At 66.1% G+C, this 15,887-nt stretch carries 16 protein-coding genes; 4 read left to right on the top strand and 12 right to left on the bottom strand.

The annotated features are described in order from the left end of the window. Positions 1 to 35 precede the first annotated feature (35 nt). Positions 36 to 620: a 5-formyltetrahydrofolate cyclo-ligase gene (locus ACWDPV_RS19540; protein ID WP_449744272.1), complete on the top strand. Its 585-nt coding sequence runs from the start codon at positions 36 to 38 to the stop codon at positions 618 to 620. Positions 621 to 671: 51 nt separating this feature from the next. Here the strand turns inward: ACWDPV_RS19540 and ACWDPV_RS19535 are convergent, their stop codons facing one another. The 3 genes from ACWDPV_RS19535 to nhaA form a co-directional block, all read right to left on the bottom strand. Beyond that, complete coding sequence (locus tag ACWDPV_RS19535; RefSeq protein ID WP_449744271.1) at positions 672 to 1,124, bottom strand: hypothetical protein; 453 nt, start codon at positions 1,122 to 1,124, stop codon at positions 672 to 674. Between the two features lie 173 nt (positions 1,125 to 1,297). Continuing rightward, the gene (locus tag ACWDPV_RS19530) at positions 1,298 to 1,636 is read right to left on the bottom strand and encodes an FmdB family zinc ribbon protein (RefSeq protein ID WP_449744270.1); all 339 of its coding nucleotides are present in this window, start codon (positions 1,634 to 1,636) and stop codon (positions 1,298 to 1,300) included. Between the two features lie 107 nt (positions 1,637 to 1,743). Then, the gene (gene nhaA / locus ACWDPV_RS19525) at positions 1,744 to 3,102 is read right to left on the bottom strand and encodes a Na+/H+ antiporter NhaA (protein WP_449744333.1); all 1,359 of its coding nucleotides are present in this window, start codon (positions 3,100 to 3,102) and stop codon (positions 1,744 to 1,746) included. A gap of 264 nt (positions 3,103 to 3,366) precedes the next feature. On the opposite strand from nhaA, the gene ACWDPV_RS19520 reads away from it, so the two are divergent. The 3 genes from ACWDPV_RS19520 to ACWDPV_RS19510 all read left to right on the top strand — a co-directional run bounded on the left by ACWDPV_RS19520 (position 3,367) and on the right by ACWDPV_RS19510 (position 5,611). Continuing rightward, a complete protein-coding gene (locus tag ACWDPV_RS19520; protein ID WP_449744269.1) occupies positions 3,367 to 4,023 on the top strand; it encodes an SAF domain-containing protein in 657 nt (218 codons plus the stop codon). Positions 4,024 to 4,189: 166 nt separating this feature from the next. Next, entirely contained in the window at positions 4,190 to 5,035 is an 846-nt protein-coding gene (gene mscL / locus ACWDPV_RS19515; protein WP_449744332.1) for a large conductance mechanosensitive channel protein MscL, read from the top strand. A gap of 123 nt (positions 5,036 to 5,158) precedes the next feature. Continuing rightward, positions 5,159 to 5,611, top strand: a complete 453-nt coding sequence (locus ACWDPV_RS19510) for a hypothetical protein (RefSeq protein WP_449744268.1) — start codon at positions 5,159 to 5,161, stop codon at positions 5,609 to 5,611. A gap of 426 nt (positions 5,612 to 6,037) precedes the next feature. Here the strand turns inward: ACWDPV_RS19510 and ACWDPV_RS19505 are convergent, their stop codons facing one another. From ACWDPV_RS19505 to ACWDPV_RS19465, 9 genes are all read right to left on the bottom strand, one after another. After that, on the bottom strand, positions 6,038 to 6,709 hold the full coding sequence (locus tag ACWDPV_RS19505; protein WP_449744267.1) for an MspA family porin: 672 nt from the start codon (positions 6,707 to 6,709) through the stop codon (positions 6,038 to 6,040). 67 nt (positions 6,710 to 6,776) lie between these two features. Further along, entirely contained in the window at positions 6,777 to 7,436 is a 660-nt protein-coding gene (locus ACWDPV_RS19500; protein WP_449744266.1) for an MspA family porin, read from the bottom strand. A gap of 639 nt (positions 7,437 to 8,075) precedes the next feature. Beyond that, on the bottom strand, positions 8,076 to 8,705 hold the full coding sequence (locus tag ACWDPV_RS19495; protein WP_449744265.1) for a MogA/MoaB family molybdenum cofactor biosynthesis protein: 630 nt from the start codon (positions 8,703 to 8,705) through the stop codon (positions 8,076 to 8,078). Positions 8,706 to 8,792: 87 nt separating this feature from the next. Further along, positions 8,793 to 10,373 (bottom strand): S1C family serine protease, encoded by a 1,581-nt coding sequence (locus ACWDPV_RS19490; RefSeq protein WP_449744264.1) that lies wholly within the window; start codon positions 10,371 to 10,373, stop codon positions 8,793 to 8,795. Between the two features lie 153 nt (positions 10,374 to 10,526). After that, complete coding sequence (locus ACWDPV_RS19485; protein WP_449744331.1) at positions 10,527 to 11,945, bottom strand: HAMP domain-containing sensor histidine kinase; 1,419 nt, start codon at positions 11,943 to 11,945, stop codon at positions 10,527 to 10,529. Between the two features lie 179 nt (positions 11,946 to 12,124). Next, the gene (locus tag ACWDPV_RS19480) at positions 12,125 to 12,811 is read right to left on the bottom strand and encodes a response regulator transcription factor (protein ID WP_449744263.1); all 687 of its coding nucleotides are present in this window, start codon (positions 12,809 to 12,811) and stop codon (positions 12,125 to 12,127) included. 103 nt (positions 12,812 to 12,914) lie between these two features. Then, a complete protein-coding gene (locus ACWDPV_RS19475; RefSeq protein ID WP_449744262.1) occupies positions 12,915 to 13,292 on the bottom strand; it encodes a DUF2834 domain-containing protein in 378 nt (125 codons plus the stop codon). Next, positions 13,289 to 14,872, bottom strand: coding sequence for a 4Fe-4S binding protein (locus tag ACWDPV_RS19470; RefSeq protein WP_449744261.1), 1,584 nt, complete (start codon positions 14,870 to 14,872; stop codon positions 13,289 to 13,291). The genes ACWDPV_RS19475 and ACWDPV_RS19470 overlap by 4 nt, the downstream gene beginning before the upstream one ends. After that, the gene (locus tag ACWDPV_RS19465; RefSeq protein WP_449744260.1) at positions 14,872 to 15,834 is read right to left on the bottom strand and encodes an AurF N-oxygenase family protein; all 963 of its coding nucleotides are present in this window, start codon (positions 15,832 to 15,834) and stop codon (positions 14,872 to 14,874) included. The genes ACWDPV_RS19470 and ACWDPV_RS19465 overlap by 1 nt, the downstream gene beginning before the upstream one ends. Positions 15,835 to 15,887 lie beyond the last annotated feature (53 nt).

Here is a 15,887-nt window from a genome sequence, read left to right as displayed (position 1 = left end):
GGAGCAGTGTGAGATCACCGGGCGAAAGGTGTGAGGTGGACGCCACCAAGAAGCAGTTGCGGGAGAAGTTCGCCGCGCAGCGGGCGGCGATGTCGGCGGACGAGCGGGAAGAAGCCGCGGCACGGCTGGCTGCGCACATGACGGCCACACCGTTTGGACTGGATGAGCAGACGACCGTCGCGGCGTACGTGCCGGTGGGGACCGAACCGGGGTCGCTCGCCTACCTCGACGCACTCGTCCACACCGGCGCGACCGTGTTGCTGCCGGTCGTGCCGCCGGGAGATCCGCAACCGCTGGACTGGGTGCGGTACGCAGGTCCCGCGTCGTTGGAGCGTCGACGGTGGGGGCTGCTGGAACCGACCGGCCCGCACCTGGGTACCGATGCGATCCGGTCGGCATCGGCGATCTTCGTGCCCGCGCTGGCCGTCTCGAGGTCGGGGGTGCGGCTGGGCCGCGGTGCCGGATATTACGACCGCTCCATCGGAGCAGCGACGGCGGAACTGGTCGCCGTTGTCCACGACCACGAATTCGTCGACGAATTACCTGCCGATGCGTACGACGTCCTGATGAGGTGGGTGCTCACGCCGGGGGGTGGGTTTGTCGAAATCGAATCGCCATGAACAGAAATGCGCCCCCGACGAGAGCCGGGGGCGCATTTCGACAGAGGTCGGTCAGGAGATGACGATGCAGGTGCCGTCACTCAGGTTCTCGTTGGAGATGGCGAAGGTGCCGACCGTGAGCGCGTCGGTACTGGCTTCGCCTGCTCCCTGCTTTGCAGTGATCTTGTACGAACCAGCGCTTGTCGGCGTCCACGTGGTGCTGACGGTGGCACTTCCAACGGTTGGGGTCACGGGGGCGCCAAGAGACGTGGCCGCCGCACCGTTCTTCGAGACCGAGAATGCGACCTTATCCGTTTCAACCTGACTGTCGACCGTTGCCTCGACCGTGTAGCTGCACCCGGGGCCGTAGACACCTGCAGTCGAGCCATAACCCGACGGAGTGGTGACCTCGACCTTCGAAACAGCCGCCGACGCCGGCGCGGCCAAAGAAATTGCCATAACGCCGGCCCCGGCGATGGCTGCGGCCGCCCCTGCGAGGCGAACGCTGCGACGTGTCTTACCCATTGAAAATCTCCTTTGCGGAACTACCTTCCCCGACTGAAAGGGGTCTCGGTAGGAACCTAGCAAAGCACAAATCTGACGCAAGCCAGCTTAGAGTCTTTAGGAACTAACCCATCGACCAGACGACATGGTTCACCTCGACATTCACAACACTGCACGTGGATTTTCGTGAATGTTCACGCAGACGCCGGCGCGGCTGCCTTCTTGTCACCCGAGGACGACTTGTCACTCGAGGACGACTTCGATTCGCTGCTCGACGAACTGCTGCTCGACTCATTCGAGGCACTGGAGCTGCCGGCCGAGTCGCTCGACGAACTGCTCTCCGACGAGCTGGACCCGCCGCGGGAGTCGGTGCGGTAGAAGCCGCTGCCCTTGAAGACGATGCCGACGGAGTTGAACAGCTTGCGCAGGCGACCGGTGCACTGCGGGCACTCGGTGAGGGAGTCCTCGGAGAACGACTGAACGATGTCGAACTTGTTGTCGCACTCCGTGCACGCATACGAGTAAGTGGGCACCGCAAACCTCCGCCGGGAAACGTTATGACTGTCGCATAGTTTAACCGAAGTTGGCACTCCAGCATTCCGAGTGCCAACGTCGGCGTTCTGTGCAGGTCAGCGGCTGATCAGCCGCCGATGACCTCGATGTCGCGATCGGGGATGCCGTCGCGGTTCATGTCCGCGTCGCGGGCCTGCCGCGCATCCCAGCGCAGCAGCAGCGCCGCCACGCCCGCGGCGAGGACCGACCCGATCAGAATCGCCGCCTTCGCGGGTGCGGCGTGGGTGGCGTCGTCCTCGAACGACAGCTCCGCAATGAGGAGCGCGACAGTGAAGCCCACACCGGTGAGCATGCCGACCGGCACCAGGTCACGCAGGCCGATCGCGTCGGGTAGTCGCAGCGGCGTGAACCGCGTCATCACCGCGGTGGCGGTCAGCACGCCGACGATCTTGCCGATCATCAGGCCGGCGACGATGCCGATGGAGACCGGCTGAATCAGACTCCCCTCACCGCCGACGACGGAGACCCCGGCAGCGGCGAAGGCGAACACCGGCAACGCCACCGACGACGACCACGGCCGGATCGACTCCTCGAACAGTTCTGTGCGACTGAGCTTTTCACCACGAATAGGTTTCGCGGGGACCACGAAGCCCAACAGCACACCGGCGACGGTGGCGTGCACACCCGAGGCGTGCATGAATCCCCAGGCCACCAACGCGATCGGCAGCAGCAACCACCAGTGGGTGTGAGGGGCACGGACCGCGATCGCGAACACGACCACCACGATGATCGCGGCTCCGAGCATCAGCAGGTCGATGGTGTCGGTGTAGACGGTGGCGATCACGATGATGCCCAGCAGGTCGTCGACCACCGCGAGCGTCAGCAGGAAGGTGCGCAATGCCAGCGGCAGACCGCGTCCGCAGATCGCGAGGACCGCGAGCGCGAAGGCGATGTCTGTGGCCGTGGGGATCGCCCAGCCGTGCAGCGCCGACGAATCCCCGGACAGTCCGACGATCAGCAGGTAGATCGCGGCGGGGGTCATCATGCCGCCGACGGCAGCGGCGATGGGCACGCCGGCCAGGCGCATGTCACGCAAACTTCCGGCGACAAACTCATGCTTGAGTTCCACGCCGACGACGAAGAAGAAGATCGCCAGCAAACCGTCGGCGGCCCAATGGGCCAGGGACAGATGCAGATGTAGCGCCCCGGGTCCGACCTCAATGGCCAGCAGGTCGTGGTAGGTATCACGCCAGGGGGTGTTGGCCCAGATGACTGCGACAGCGGCGAAGGCGAGCAGCAGGATGCCGCTCGTTGTATCCAGCGCGAGTGTTCGGCGGAAGCGTTCTCGTCGATTCAGAGTGCGCCACCGCGCCTCACCTGTGTTCGGTGTGTCAGAACCGGTGGCGTCGGCGCCGGAATCGGCAGAGTACGGATCTGTCGAATCGGAATCGGGCAGGTCGATCGGTCCGGACCGGGGATTGATCATGGGACCTGTCACGGGCGGCTCCTGGTAGCTGGGATCGCACGCGGTGACGCTGCGATCGGGGTCATCGAGTAATGCATTCCCGCCCCACGTTGTGGGGCGGAGCCGACCAGACTTCCCGGCACACCTGCCACCATTCTCCCAGTTCACTGCATGCCTCGTCCATTCGATCGGGTGACCTGTGCAGATGTCACCGCTTGGTGGCATCTGTCCACAGGCCCCGAGCTCGCTGGTCCGTGGGCACCACGCCGGACCTACCGTGCCCGCATGCGGTTACCTCTGACCCGGACCCCGATGGGTCCTCGACTACGCGATCGGGCTGCCCACGCGATGCGTCCGGGCTGGGCGCGATCGGTGGCGATCCGACGAATGGTGTCCCTGGTGTTGGTCGCTGCGGCTGTCGCGGTGGGGATACAGGGTCAGCGGACCGAGACCCAGACGTCGGTGCTGGTGGCCGCGCATGATCTGGCACCCGGCCGGACGCTCGTCGCGGCCGATCTGCGTCAGCAGTCGGTGCCGGTCGATCTCGTCCCCAAGGGAGCGCTGCGGCTGTCCGCCGACGGTGAGGGGCACACCGTGACCGGACCCATCGGCTCCGGTGAGATCGTCACCGGGTCGAGGTTGTTGTCGCCGCGGTTGCCCGTTCAGCTGACCGGTGTCGCCGACGCGCGGCTGGTTCCCGTTCGGCTCGCCGACGACACGGTGGCGTCGCTGGTGCGGGCCGGCGACGTCGTCGACGTGCTCACCGCGGACACCGATGTGCTGGCCGGTGGTGCGATCGTGGCGGTGGTACCGAACACCGCCGGTGCGTCACCGACGCGTGCGAGTGCCACTCCCCCGATCCTGCTCGCCATGGGCCGCGCCGCCGCACATCGTGTGGCCGGAGCGGGTCTGGATGTGCCGCTCGCGGTGGTGCTGCACTGAATCAACCCGGCGAAACTCCGGTGTCAATCGACGCGCCCGCGATTCAGCCGGGCAGAATGCGTCGTCTCGTTTACGATCCTGGATAGAGTTCTCTCAAGTCCGTGCCCTCGTTGAGCACTACCGGCATGGATGCCCGGCACCAGTGATCAATCAGGAAGGACCGGAAGTGCTCAAGGGTTTCAAGGACTTCATACTCCGGGGCAACGTCGTCGAATTGGCCACCGCGGTCATCGTCGGCGCTGCGTTCACCGGAATTGTCACCGCCTTCACCAGCGGGATCATCAATCCGTTGTTGGCCGCGATTCCAACAGGATCGGATTCCTGCGGACAGACATCGACCGACCCGGATGCTGTCGCTGCTCCGGTGTCGGTATGTGGACTCGGATTCAAGATCACCGACAACGACGCCACATTCGTGGACTTCGGCTCACTGATCGCGGCGATCATCAACTTCCTGATCGTGGCCGCGGTGATCTACTTCATCATCATCGTGCCGTACAACAAGCTCGCGTCGCTGGGCAAGAAGCCCGACGAAGCCGAGGTCACCGAGATCGCGCTGCTCACTGAGATCCGCGACATCCTCGCTCCCGAGGACACCTCGTCGGCCAAGGAGCAGGCCCAGGCGATCTTGCCGCCACACCTTTCCGATCCCGGTGGTCCGCCGACCGGCGGTCTCCCCGAGGGCGTCGGCGACCCGAACAAGACCCAGGTGATCGAGACCAAGCGGGTTACACCGCCGCCGGCCTCGTTCTCGTCGGAGCCTGCACCGTACTCCGATCCTTCTCCGTCGGGTCCGTTGACGCCGCCCGGATCGACTCAGGGTGTGTCCTACCCCGGCGGCTCCGGCACGCCGACTCCGGCCCCAGGCAGTTACCCACCGCCCGGAAACTATCCGCCCACCGGGCAGCCGGGGAGCTACCCGCCGGGAACCTATCCCCCCGGCCAGGGATACCCCGGAGAGGAATTCCCCGGCGACTATCCGCCAGATGCACCCGGACGACACTCCCGCTGACACCAGCCACCCGACAGGCCCGCGTCACCTTGGTGACGCGGGCCTGTCGCTGTCTCCGGGCGTCGCTGTCTCCGGCCGTCATGGCCATCGACCTCATGGCACCGACCTCATGGCACCGATGGGGTGGCCGGCGAGACGGTTCCCGACGGCGTCACCGGGACAGACGGGGTGACCGTGCCCGACGGAGTGACTGGCACGGCGGGGTTGAACGTAGGAGTGACCGGCACAGCCGGGGTGATCGTAGGAGTAACCGGCACAGCTGGAGTGACCGTGGGAGTGACCGGGACTGCGGGGTTGATCGTCGGTCTGACCGGCACCGCAGGAGTTACCGTCCCCGATGGCGTCACGGGGACCGCAGGCGACACTGTGCTCGTCGACGCTGAGCTCGTCGACGCGGGCGCGGTGACCGACGACGTGGGCGTCGCGGCGGCGTGGCCGTGTCCGACCATCGTGACTCCGAACAGCGCGGCGCCGGCAACGGCCACCCCAGCGATGCCGACAAGTATCGCGTTGCGACGGCGGCGGGAGTCCGGAGCGGTGGTGGGTGTCTCGCCGGAGGTGGGCCCCGGGTTCTGATTGCTGGTTGTTGTGATCATGGTGGTCGCTCCTTGCTGGCCGAATCTCTCTGAACACCATTGAGTTTCGTCGCGCAAGGATCGGTTCGGCATCGACCGGCCGGGGGATGCATCAGGGGAATCGACACTCCCCCAATCGGGGGATGCCCACCCCGGCAGCAATCGCACAGGAGGTAGAGACGTTGCCGCAAGGTGCGATTCGTAGCGTCTTTGGTGTCGACCGACTCCCTGTTGGTCGGCGCGGTCACGACGCTCGACCGCATCGTCGACACACGTGCCCTTTCCCTCTCACCTCAACGCGTGTCGACCACGAGAGCCGCCACAGGACACCCCTGCGCCCTGGCGTCGGCAACAGCAAAGGGCGGGAACCTCTTTCGAGGTTCCCGCCCTTCGTGGCGTGGAGGGATCGGTGATCCCCAGACAGCTATCAGCCGAGGCTGAACGGCTTTCCATACAGGGTCACGACGCCCTTGACGGCGTCGGTGTCGACGGTCACAGTGACCTTCGCCTTGGCCTCTGCGAATCCACCGCAGTTGCTGACCTTGAAGGTCTCGTCGCCATAGGCGACACCACCGGTGTTGCCGCTGAAGGTGTAGTCCGTCACCCCGTCATCATCGCTATCGGTGGTCTGGATGATCGGCACGTAACCGGCTTGGCCGGGCCCGAGTGAAAGCGTGGTGGATGCGCCGGCAGACGGTGTCGCGCTCGTGTCGAGTCCACCACTGGTGCTCGGGGCAGCCGAGCCCTCGACTCCACCATCAGCCCCCGCACCGAGGCCGATATTCACCTGGCAACCAACGATGTAACCGGCTGCGATCGTGCCGCCGGCGGCCTCGCCCCCGACGGTGACGCGGACCTTGCCCGACACCCAGACCTCGCGGACCAAGTTGAAGGACTCGACGATCGAGTTCTGGTACTTGGCGCTCTGACCGAACAGCTCGATCTTGACGGGCGTGCCGTCGACGAGATTCTTGACCAGGGTGGTGTTGGGCACCGGAGCTGCGGCAGCGTCACCCGTGCCGGTCGCGGTGATCGCCATCAACGCGGCGCCGGTGACACCGACGCCCGCCGCTACGCGACGTGTGATGATCTTGTTCATGATTCCCCTTCGTGGAAAGTAGATCTGCCCGGAGCAGATAAGTCTTCAGAGTGTGTTATCTGCTCGGTCAGCTGACGAAGAAGGGCTGGCCGTAGAGGGACGACTTGAGGAAGGTGCCCTCACCGGTGACGGTGTCGTCGTCGTCGCTGATGTCATATCCCTTGCCGCCCACGGCCTGTGCGATGGTGCGAGCGGAGGCGTAGCCACCGCAGTTGGGGAACTCGATCTCGAAGTCGGAGAGCTGGACGTAGGCCTTCTTGCCGGACTCGAAATCCTTGCTGACGGAAACAGCCTGCACGGTTGCCTCACCCGGGGCGATGGGGAGGCTGATACCGCCGGAAACCGTCAGCGAAGGCGACGGAAGAATCGACAGCGTTCCACCGGTAGTGCCGGAGAACCCGCTCACGTCGATCTGGCAACCAGCCAGAACATAGATGGTGAGGGTGCCGTTGACACCCTCACTGCCCTCGGCAGAGAAGGTTCCCGACAGCAGGGCGGTGCGGCCAAGTCCGTTGGCGGCGACGCGGGCGACCGAGAACTGCGAGTTGCCTTTGCTGGTGGTCGTGATCTTCTCGCCCTCAAGACCGGTGACGGACTTGGATCCGTTCGCGAGCGGAGCCGCTGCCGCGTTCCCCGTTCCCATGCTTGCCAGACCGATCGCCGCCACGGCGGTGATGGCGCATGCCCCCGCAGCACGGCGCAGCCCAAGCTTGCTGAACTTGCTCATTCGTTCCCTCTCACAGGATTCGGTGTTATCTGAGAGTTGCACCCGCAATTCTCAGGTTGACCATTGGTGACCGACCCGCCGCACTCGTAATCGTTCCCCCCAGAAACACCAGGAGCCATTACATGTGGACGATGTGTGCCACCACAGCGGGCCGCGATCAGGCGCGTTCCGCAGGACTTGAACCGGCACGCCACGTCGGGCACCGGTGTCGTCCACGCGAACGCTATCTGAGAGGTCACGAAGAGGGCAACAGCTGGAATCAGCCGTGTCTCAGCATTGTTATTGGTGATCTCAAACCGGAAGTCGACCACGATGGAATCCGGAAATGTTAACGGAAGGAAAACTGGCTGAACCTGGCGTCGAGACGGGGCCGAACAATTACAGATAATGCGGCGGACGGTCCCTGTCGTACGACGAACGATCGGATTCACTGTGACTCAGATCACGTTCGTCGGAGGTAACGGTGGGCAGGTCGTCGCCGAAGATCGCGTCCAGATCACGACGCCTGCGCGCGGATCGACGCGACCCCCCGGAATTCCGGAGCGCCGACTGTTCCTCTGTCGTTGGCTCGGGATTCGGCTCCGGACCGTCAGATGCGGACACGCCTATATCCTTTCGCCGTTTGCCGACCCTAGCGGATCAGAAGTCGCTGATATTAGAAATTACATATTTTGCCAGCGGCGCGACGGTGGCCATACCGTCGCGCACCGCGGCCCGCGAATCGGCGATGTTGACCACCAGGGTCTGCCCTGAGATTCCCGCCAGGCCGCGCGAAAGCCCACCGTCGGTGGCGCCGGCCGCCAGCCCGGAACTGCGGACCGCTTCCTCGATGCCGCGCAGACGACGATCCAGGAGTGGTTCGGTGGCTTCGGGGGCCACGTCGCGCGCTCCCACGCCGACGCCACCCACCGACACCACCAGATCCACGCCGCCGATCACGGCGGTGTTCAGCGCGTTGCGGATCTCCACTTCGTCACCGGAGACGACGATCGTCGCGTCGACATGAAACCCGGCCTCCGCCAACAACTCGCCCACCAGCGGGCCGAGCGGGCTGTCGACCTCACCATGGGTGGCGCGGTCGTCGACGACAACCACCAGAGCACGCCCCACCTCGTCGCCCGTCGGTTCGTGCTCGGCACGCCCCTCCCGGGCAGCAGACGCACGCGCCGCGGCGTCGGCCGCGACCACGTCGGCGGGATCCAGATCAACGTCCAGATCAGCACCGTCCTCGGCGGGATCGACCACCTGAAAACCGGAGTTGCTCGTCATTGCCCTCGTCCTCTCCGGCGGTCGATAACCGCCCGTGCGCGCTGTGCTCTGCTGTGCTTCGTGCTCTGCTGCTTCGATTGTGCGTGCTCAGTTGGATTGCAGTGTGGCCAGGGTGACCTGTGCCGTCTTCGACTGGCCACCCGCCTGATAGGTGATGGTCACGGTGTCACCGGGGTTGTAGGAGCGCACCGCCGCCACCAGGGCGTCCCCGGAGGTGATGTTGCGGTCGCCGATCTTGGTGACGATCGCACCCTTGGGAATGCCCGCCTTGTCGGCCGGGCCATTCGCGGTCACCTCGGCGATCAGCGCGCCGGGGATGTCCGGGTCGGTACTGGGTCGGACAGTGACGCCGAGCCCGGCATGAGTGGCCTTCCCGGTGTCCCGGAGTTCGTTGGCGACGCGGATCGCCTGATCGATCGGGATCGCGAAGCCCAGACCGATGCTGCCGGTCTGTTGCTCCTGGCTGCCGCCGAGGGTGGCGATCGCGGTGTTGATACCGATCAGCGTGCCCTTCGCATTGACCAGGGCTCCACCCGAGTTACCCGGGTTGATCGCGGCGTCGGTCTGGATGGCGTCGATCACCGAGGTGGTCCCACCTTCCCGGGACGTCGACACCGGGCGATTCAGGGCGGAGATGATGCCGGTGGTCACCGTGCCCTCCAACCCAAGTGGCGCGCCGATGGCGATCACGTCCTGACCGACGGCCAGGTTCTTCGAGGTACCCACGTCGATCGGGGTGAGTCCGTCCTTGTCGACCTTGATGACCGCGATGTCGGAAATGGAGTCGGCGCCGAGAACCTTTGCGGTGGCCCGGGATCCGTCGTTGAAATTCACCACGACGTTGCTGGCGAGGCGGCCGTCGCTGCCACTGACGACGTGATTGTTGGTCATGATGGTGCCGTCATCGTCGAGCACCACACCCGACCCCTCACCCTGCTCGTTGCCGGCGGTGACATCGATGGACACCACCGACGGCAGCGTCTTGGCCGCCACCTCCTGCACCGACCCGGCCGGCGCCGGAGCGGGTTGGGTGTCCTGCGCATTCGGATCGCCGCCGAGCGGTTGCGAATTGGCGGTGTTGCTCGCCGAGTCGTCGCCGACACGTGAACCGACGTATCCGCCGATCCCACCGGCCACCAGCCCGACGACGAGGGCACCGCCGATCAGCCCGGCGACGAGTCCACCTCGCCCCTTCTTCTTCGGCTGGGACGGCTCACCGGCCGGCACCGGATCGCCGAATCCCGTCGGCGGCGGCGGTGTGGGCGGACCGGGTGGGCTCGACGGACCCGAGCCGGTCGTGCCGTACTCCGGCGGCACCCCACCGGAGGGAGGCTGCGCGCCGTAGGGCGAGGACGATCCGTAGCCGGGACCCCCGTAGCCCGAGCCCGGTGCTCCGTAGGTCTGGGTCGGCGGTTCGTAGCCGGGCGCCGACGCGCTCTGTCCGGGGTCGGCGGCCGAGGATGGGTCCGACGCCCGGTACGGGCTCGTCGACGGCGCGAAACCGGCCGTGCGTTCCCACGGCGCTCCCCCGTAGGCCGGGAACTGCCCACTGTCCGTCGCGTCGTCGCCGCCCGCGCCCTGGCCGTGTCGGCCCGACGTCGGCCACCCGGGTCCGCCCGGATTCTGCGCATCGTCGAAGGGTCCGCGCTGCGAACCTCCACCGGTCATCCTCGTCGTCCCCACATCTGCTTGTTCCTTACGTTTCTGCCTCGACGGCCCGGGCTGGACCGTGGGCGCCGCGCGGCCTGATTCGGCAGCGCAAACAACCCTAGGTGATGGGTACCGCGAACCGCCGGTAGAACGGGGTTCGCGTCCACTGATCTAGTGACGAACCACCTGCGGGGAAGGTTCCACCGGCACCGGATGACCGGGCAGGGTCATTCGGATGAGTGCACCGCCGAGGTCGGATTGTTCGGCACGCACCGTGCCGCCGAGCCGGGTCACCACCTGACGCACGATCGCCAGCCCCAGACCCGATCCCGGCATGGATCGCGACTGAGTGGAGCGATAGAACCGCTCGAAGATGAGGTCGCGGTCCTCCTCGGGGATACCCGGGCCGGCGTCGGCGACGGTCAGTTCGGCCGTCGTCACCGTGATCTGGGTGAGGGTGACCACCACGGCGCGCCCGCGGGGCGACCATTTCGCGGCGTTGTCGAGCACGTTGAGCACCGCGCGCGAGAGGCCCTGCGGTTCGCCGAAGACGTACCAGGGGCTGACCTCGGTGGTGAATTCGACGTCGGTGCGGCGACGACGGACCCGTTCGAGAGCATTCTCGATCACCTCGGCGAGATCGATCTCTTCGAGCACCACTTCCGGCGCATCCTCGCGGGCCAGATCGACGAGGTCACCGACGAGTGTGGACAGTTCCTCGATCTGGGCCATCACATCCGACCGCAGTTCCACCATGTCGGCCACCGGCACCGGCGGTGCCCCGGGTTCACTTGCCGCGATCAGCAATTCGAGGTTGGTGCGCAACGAGGTCAGCGGTGTGCGCAGTTCGTGGCCGGCGTCGGCCACCAATCTCGCCTGCTGGACCCGTGATTCGGCCAGGGCCCGCAGCATGGTGTTGAAACTCTCTGTCAGGCGCGCCAATTCATCGTTACCGGTGACCGGTATCGGCGTGAGGTCCTGGGTGCGGGCCACCCGTTCGGTGGCCCTGGTCAATCGGGCCACCGGTCTCAGCCCGGTGCGCCCCACCGTCATCCCGGCCAGCGCGGCCAGCGCGACGCCGCCGCAGCCGACGACGAGCATCACCCACGCCAGGCGTTTGAGGATGCGGTCGGTGTGTAGCAACGACTGCGCCAGCACCAGGGTGTTGCCGTCGTCGAGTTTGCGGGCCAGCACTCGCTGACCGTTCACCGTGCGCAGACTCTGATTGTTGGTGCCCGGGCTGTTGGTCGACTCCGCGATGGCCCGTTCGGTGTCCCCGAACGGGACGATGCCGATCCGCAGCGCCGAGCCGTCGGGCCGGACCAGGGCAATCGAGATGTTGGTGGAGAACACCGTGCCGGTGATCAGCGCGGTCGGGCGCTGATTGAGCGTCCCGAGCTTGGCGAGCAACGTCATGCCGTCGGCGCGGCTTTCCAGACCGGTGTCGATCTCGTTGTACATCGCCCGATAGACGACGAAGTAGGCGGCGCCGGCCATCAGGCTGACGGCGAGCAACACCACCGTCGCCGACAGCAACGTCACCCGGACCCGCAGCGACACGGTGCGGGTGAGGGTGAGCGGATCGCGCATCTCCGCGTCGTCCTTGCCCTTGGCCTTGCCGCCCCGCCGGAATCGACGCGGAGCAGCGGCACTCACACGATGTGCGCCGGTGATCTCCCCCGACGCGGCGGCGTCGGGTGGGGACACGGGCCGCGGCGTGACGCTGGGCGCGTGATCGGTGTTCACCATGGGATCGTCCGGGCCACCCACTACGGCGGGGTCTCTCGCAGAACGTATCCGACCCCGCGCACGGTGTGGATCAGCCGCGACTCGCCCTCGGCCTCGGTCTTGCGCCGCAGGTAGCCGACGTACACCTCAAGGGCGTTGCCCGACGTCGGGAAGTCATAACCCCACACCTCCTCGAGGATCCGGCTGCGGGAGAGCACCCGACGCGGGTTGGCCATCAGCATTTCCAGCAACGCGAACTCGGTGCGGGTGAGACTGATCTGCCGTTCGGCGCGGTAGACGTCACGGGTCACCGGGTCCAGGGACAGATCGGCGAAGGTCAACGTCTCCGAGTCGGCCCCGTCGTCCGGGGCGGCGCGACGCAGCAACGCCCGCAGCCGGGCGAGGAGCTCTTCCATCGCGAACGGTTTGGGGAGGTAGTCATCGGCTCCGGCGTCGAGCCCGGAGACCCGCTCGGACACCGAATCGCGGGCCGTCAGCACCAGGATCGGCAGGTCGTCGCCGGTGGAGCGGAGTCGGCGGCACACCTCGAGTCCGTCCAGACGCGGCATCATCACATCGAGGATGGCGACGTCGGGGCGTTCGGCGACGATCTTCTCCAGCGCCTCGATGCCGTCGCCCGCGGTGTCGACGGTGTATCCGTTGAACGTCAGCGATCGGCGTAACGACTCTCGGACAGCACGATCGTCGTCGACCACGAGTATGCGCATGTGTCTAGTTTTATCCACAACGTCTGAGATGTGGCTGAGCAACACCCCATGTCATCCGTGCAGGGTGTCGGGTACGGCGTCCGCGCCCGGCACCCCGAGGTGCTCAACCTGCCAGCGCCCGTTCTCGCGCCAACAGGAAGAACGGGATGGCCGTGGCGATCCCGACACCGAAGGTCAGTGCCACCGACGCCAGCCACCACCGCAGAATCCCCAACGAGCGTGCCTCGGCAAAGGCCCAGAGGTGGAAACCGATCACCACGAAGGCCAGGTCGACCATGGCGAACCGGCCGGGCGTCGACCGCAGGATGTCGCCGACGAAGAAGTCCTTCACCGATTCCGGGCCGTTCCTCCTGACGTAGGGCACAGCGATGGCGTTCTGAGTGATGAAGGCGGCCACGAACACCACGAGCAACGAACGTCGATACCACCCCGGGTGGACGTCCGGCGTGGTACCTCCTGCCGCACTCCCCGATACGGTCATCCCCGACGCCTGCCCGCCGCCCCGACCATGTCGGGGATGCGGGTGAACTTGACGCGTGGACGGCCTTGTTCTTGTCCTCGGCGACGTTCGATCCGATCGATGGCCCGCATGCCGCGGTACCCGATGACGTGACGCGTCCGGGCCCGCAGCAGTTTGCCGAAGTCACCGGGTTCCCGGGCACTGCGCGGCAGCACACCATTGGCCGCGTCGGAGATGAAGTCCTCCACCGTGTTCTGCGCGCACAACTTGTTCGCGCCGATGCCGCCGCTGGGGCCGCGCTTGGCCCAGCCGACGACGTACGCGCCGGGCATCACCGCACCGTGCTCGTCGAGCATGCGGCCCTCGTCGTTCGGGAAGACACCCCGCGTCTGGTCGAACGGCAATCCGGCGATGGGCACCGAGCGGTACCCGATGGAACGCACGGCGAGGTCGGCGGCAATGCGGTGGTCACGTGTACCGGTGGTGACGTCCACTCCCTCGACACCGGCGGTGCCGAGGATCGCGGTGGGCGCGCTGTGGAACAGGAATACGATGCGTCGCGTCGACGGGTCGGCCGGACCCGACAGATCCGGCAACGGGGCCTCCGGGTCGTCGTGGACGACCACCTCCACTCCCGGAATGGTGGACAGCGCACGGTATTCGGCCGAGGTGTAGGCGGCATGGGCCTGATCACGACGACCCAGCACGACGACCTCGTGAACGTTCTGCTGTTCCAGGATGTGCAGTGCGCGATCGGCGATGTCGGTGGTGGCCAACAACTCCGGCGGCGACACCAGGATGCGGGCGACGTCGAGCGCCACGTTGCCGGTGCCGACGATCACCGCGCGGCCCGATGCCGAGTCGTCGTGGCGGATCGGCGGGGCGACGTCCGCACCGGGCACCGCGTTGTACCACGCGACGAGTTCGGTGGCCGACGTCGAACCGGGCAGGTCTTCACCCGGAATGCCCAGGCGCCGTGACTCACTGGCGCCGACCGCGTAGAAGACGGCGTCGAAGTGCTCGGCGAGTTCGGCCGGCGTGATGTCGTTCGGGCCCTGTCCCACAGAGACATTGGTGGCCATCGTGACCCGCGGATCGCGGTAGAGCAGGTCGAAGCCGTGCAGCACGCCCTTGGTGCCGGGATGGTCGGGGGCGACGCCGGCGCGGACCAGTCCGCCGGGGGTGGGCAGCCGGTCGATGACGGTCACGTCGGCCTCGGTGCGATCGAGCAGAGTGCGCAACGCGTAGCCACCCGACGGCCCGGTCCCGACCAGTGCAACACGCAGTCCCGCAGGCAGTTTCGGGATGTCGGGGTAGGTGACGTCACTCCAGCCCGACGTCACGTCCGGGTTGTTCTTGTAGTAGTCGGCGTTGATGTCGAGGAAGACCTTGTCACGGGTGCCGAGCTTGTCGGCCGGGAAGATCGCGTCGACGGGGCAGGCGTCGGCGCAGGCACCGCAGTCGATGCAGGCCACCGGGTCGATGTGCAGAATGTCGGAGCTGCCGAAGCCGCGCTCTTCGGGGGTCGGGTGGATGCAGTTGACCGGGCAGACCGACACGCACGCCGCGTCGCTGCAGCAGGATTGAGTGATGACAAACATCAGAGCATGTTGGCTTTCCGGTAGTAGTACATCGCCGGACGGGTCAGCAGGCCGACCTCGTCGAGGAACTCCATCAGGTGCGCGCAGCTGCTGCGGATCATCGAGTGGAAGTGCGAGTTGGCGTTCATCTCGGCCACGGCGCGGTCGGCGTCGAGGCCGGCATCAACAAACGCCTGACGCTGAACCAGATTCGACACGATGGTGTAGGCGCCGATAGAGATGTAAAGGGCGCTGAAGGCGCGTCGCGCGCGGCCCACACCCTCGAGGGCGTCACGGACTTCCTGGCGCGCGAACTTCATGTGACGGGACTCTTCGAGGACGTGGATCTCGTTGACGGTCCGGATGAACGGGAGCACCCGATCGTCGCGCATGCACCCGCGCTGGAACACGTCGAGCACCTCTTCGGCCACGAGTATGCCGGCGTAGGCGACCTCATTCTTGGCGGTGGCCTTGAAGAACTTGCCCAGTCGGCCAACGAATTTGGACGGACGGTAGGAGGTGCCGACCATCTTCTCGCTGGCCTTGGCGAACATGATGGAGTGGCGGCATTCGTCGGCGATCTCGGTGAGCGCGAACTGGAACTCGGGGCTGTGGTACTCGCCGAGGTACTGGTCGCGGATGACCATCTCCTGCAGGATCATCTCGAACCAGATGCCGATGTTCATGATCGACGCGAACTCGTGGCGGGTCACCGAGATGCGCTGCTCCTCGGTGAGCTCATCCCAGTACGCGGTGCCGTAGAGCGACGACCATTCCGGGCTGCACCCGTACTTGGTGGGGTCCATCGGGAGGTCCCAGTCAATCTCGGTCATGGCGTTGCGCGAGAGACGGGCGGCCGACGCCAGCAGCCGAGCCGACACCTCATCGGTGTCCTGATCCTGCATGCTCACCACGACCGCATCCTGCTCGTCGCGGTCGCGGTTGTCGTGATCATGTGCGGCGTGTTCCATTGCGGCGGTCATATCGCGTGCCTCCGAATCATTTAAGTTGATGACAACAGACGTTGTCTTATCAA

It is taken from the genome of Gordonia sp. NPDC003504, assembly GCF_053587995.1.
The sequence above is the reverse complement of the archived record's forward strand: the minus strand, read 5'-3'. Positions and strand labels throughout refer to the sequence as shown.

Coding starts and splice junctions, on each gene's coding strand:
- ACWDPV_RS19535 (WP_449744271.1), bottom strand. CDS start 1,124: ATGGGTAAGACACGTCGCAGCGTTCGCCTCGCAGGGGCGGCCGCAGCC.
- nhaA (WP_449744333.1), bottom strand. CDS start 3,102: ATGATCAATCCCCGGTCCGGACCGATCGACCTGCCCGATTCCGATTCG.
- ACWDPV_RS19520 (WP_449744269.1), top strand. CDS start 3,367: ATGCGGTTACCTCTGACCCGGACCCCGATGGGTCCTCGACTACGCGAT.
- ACWDPV_RS19505 (WP_449744267.1), bottom strand. CDS start 6,709: ATGAACAAGATCATCACACGTCGCGTAGCGGCGGGCGTCGGTGTCACC.
- ACWDPV_RS19500 (WP_449744266.1), bottom strand. CDS start 7,436: ATGAGCAAGTTCAGCAAGCTTGGGCTGCGCCGTGCTGCGGGGGCATGC.
- ACWDPV_RS19495 (WP_449744265.1), bottom strand. CDS start 8,705: ATGACGAGCAACTCCGGTTTTCAGGTGGTCGATCCCGCCGAGGACGGT.
- ACWDPV_RS19490 (WP_449744264.1), bottom strand. CDS start 10,373: ATGACCGGTGGAGGTTCGCAGCGCGGACCCTTCGACGATGCGCAGAAT.
- ACWDPV_RS19485 (WP_449744331.1), bottom strand. CDS start 11,945: ATGCGCGATCCGCTCACCCTCACCCGCACCGTGTCGCTGCGGGTCCGG.
- ACWDPV_RS19480 (WP_449744263.1), bottom strand. CDS start 12,811: ATGCGCATACTCGTGGTCGACGACGATCGTGCTGTCCGAGAGTCGTTA.
- ACWDPV_RS19475 (WP_449744262.1), bottom strand. CDS start 13,292: ATGACCGTATCGGGGAGTGCGGCAGGAGGTACCACGCCGGACGTCCAC.
- ACWDPV_RS19470 (WP_449744261.1), bottom strand. CDS start 14,872: ATGTTTGTCATCACTCAATCCTGCTGCAGCGACGCGGCGTGCGTGTCG.
- ACWDPV_RS19465 (WP_449744260.1), bottom strand. CDS start 15,834: ATGACCGCCGCAATGGAACACGCCGCACATGATCACGACAACCGCGAC.